The sequence below is a fragment of the Paenibacillus sp. J2L1-98 genome (assembly GCF_056269405.1).
In genome coordinates this window covers 1-2234 of sequence record NZ_JBWDNW010000057.1, presented here as the reverse complement: position 1 = coordinate 2234, position 2234 = coordinate 1, and the positions used below count along the sequence as shown (strand labels likewise).

The 2234-nt window shown below is 38.0% G+C and carries 3 protein-coding genes; all 3 read left to right on the top strand.

All coding sequences use genetic code 11. The features are described from left to right. The first annotated feature begins 235 nt into the window (after positions 1–235). The gene (locus tag AC0YNZ_RS31335; protein ID WP_475830267.1) at positions 236–631 is read left to right on the top strand and encodes a hypothetical protein; all 396 of its coding nucleotides are present in this window, start codon (positions 236–238) and stop codon (positions 629–631) included. Positions 632–1004: 373 nt separating this feature from the next. Next, on the top strand, positions 1005–1610 hold the full coding sequence (locus AC0YNZ_RS31330) for a hypothetical protein (RefSeq protein WP_475830266.1): 606 nt from the start codon (positions 1005–1007) through the stop codon (positions 1608–1610). 186 nt (positions 1611–1796) lie between these two features. After that, positions 1797–2096, top strand: a complete 300-nt coding sequence (locus AC0YNZ_RS31325) for a hypothetical protein (RefSeq protein WP_475830265.1) — start codon at positions 1797–1799, stop codon at positions 2094–2096. Positions 2097–2234: the final 138 nt, after the last annotated feature.

Genomic DNA, 2234 nt, shown 5'->3' with positions numbered 1-2234 from the left:
GAATGGCGAGTTTCTCCAAAGCAGTATATTTTCCTCTAGACATGAAAAAGCTCCCCTCACAGTAGCAGGCTTTTTATTATTTCACCTGTCTACCGTATGGGGAGCATATCACAGAACGATCGGCTGCCGTCGTTGCGCTAACGGGAGGATAGGAACGAATTACCAATAAACTAATTTATTATTTTTTGAGATAATTAAATGGTTTCCGAAATATCGAAATTATGGTTGGTGAAAAATGAAGAAGTATGCTTCGTTAAACATAAGTCTTTTTACTTTATTTGTTGTATGGACGACAAGCGCGTTATTTATTGTATATAAGGACATTGATTCTCCGCTTGCAGCGAAATTTGTTATTGGATATATAATTTATCTTCTTTTATATGCTTTGTGTTCTACTGCTTTAATTCTGATAAATATAAGGAAGTTAACTTGGATTGAAATAAGAAAAAAGTTGTTTACATTTATTACTTGGTTTATTTTCCTTAGTGGTTCAAGGTTTCTTTTTAATTATCTTTTTAGCCCATCGGAAATTAATGTTGGGGATTTTGGTTCTCCTTTGGGTTTATCATTAGCAATAGCCTTTTCTGACATAATGTTCTTTGGAAAGAAGAAGTTTAACGGGACACGATAGCAGCCTGTTCGGCTACTGGTAGGTTAGCCTCAGTAGCTCTAGACATATTCAAGTGCCATTCAAGGAACATTGCCCTATAATTTCTAGCAAGAGAGTTTTATAAAGGAGAATAATATGAAAGTCAAATTGCTTGAGGTACTAGTATGTCTTATGTTAGGTTTTTTTACGGGAGTATGGCTGAGCGGTAATGGGATTCATTTGCAAGAAAGTGGAGTTCAAATTCTACTTGGTTGCATTCTTTGGATCTCGATCTTTGCTTATCTTAAAAGGAAATAAACTTAGTTATTTGTTACGCTAACTGGCAAGATAGTTTAAGTCATTTAGCGAATACCTCGACGAAAGCCGATTGACTAATAAACGGGAGAGATAAACGATGGGAACGAAATTTGCGAATCTACATGTTCGAACGGACTACCCTGCGGCAACTATAAAACTGCTCGAACAGCGCTTTGTACAGACGACCGATGACAAGGCTCGTGAGGAATCGGAAGTTGACATAATCGATCTATACGTATATGGTGACAGAGCCGCTTTGGATACATACAGGTTAAAGTCCAAAGTGTATGTCGGGGAGTTTAATGGCTGGGTAAGCTTGTTGCATTCCGAGTTTTCCTGGGGTTCGGTGGAGGAGTATGCACTATCCTTATCGCAGGATTTGCAAGATCCAGTGCTGGCAGTATCTTATTTCGATGACGATATCCTATCTATAGGAGCATACTTAAAGGGTACGCTGGTCAATCAGCATATTAAGTCTTATGGAGATTATGACATAGACGACAAGGAATTGGACATTTGGTCGTTTATCCAAACACTCGATATACAGATAACACCAGAAGAGGTGCGATCAGCTTTATTCAGTCAAGATATACAGAAGCAGGTCGAGGAGCTTGAAGAGTTACTAGGTCTTCCCCTCTGGATCGATGCGGAATGGATAGATGAAAGCGATCTGGAGTATTACGAAGAAATCGTTAATCCCTAATCACAGGTACGCTTAACGAAATTAACGGGAACTAATAGTTCAATATGCAACAACAAGGGGCAGCGATCACTTAGATCAGCTGCCTTTGCTCAACTAAACGGGCAGTTATCGCTAACGAAGTGTCTTCAATACCCTTTGGGCATACTAATTTTTGAGTGTTAATTTTATTCAGGAAGTGATATTACGATGTTTTTTCGCCAAGAAGTTTCGGCTATTGCGGGTATCATCAAGGAAATTGGACTCCGTATTCGGTTTTGGTTCGTTTCAGATGAAGAGAAGTTTAAGCATAATTTGGGATTACTAAAACAAAAATATTGGTTTCAGGAAATGCTTATGAATAAAGCGACACTTGAAAAAGTGATAGTAGAAAACCAGGAAATAAAAAATTATCTAATCTCAAGTAAAAACACAAGAAAATTGCTGCACAATTCACAAAAACGGGAAAAATTCAAAGAATGGTTAGAAGAAAAACATAACATTAAATAGCTTTCTTCCAAAAGTTAGTTCATTAAACTAACGGGTACGATAGCATTCCTGTAGAGCGTTAAATTTCCGCTTTGCAAAAAAACGAGCGCCTCGGTACGATGGAAGTACGCAACGGGTCATAGCCCTAAAAATTCCATC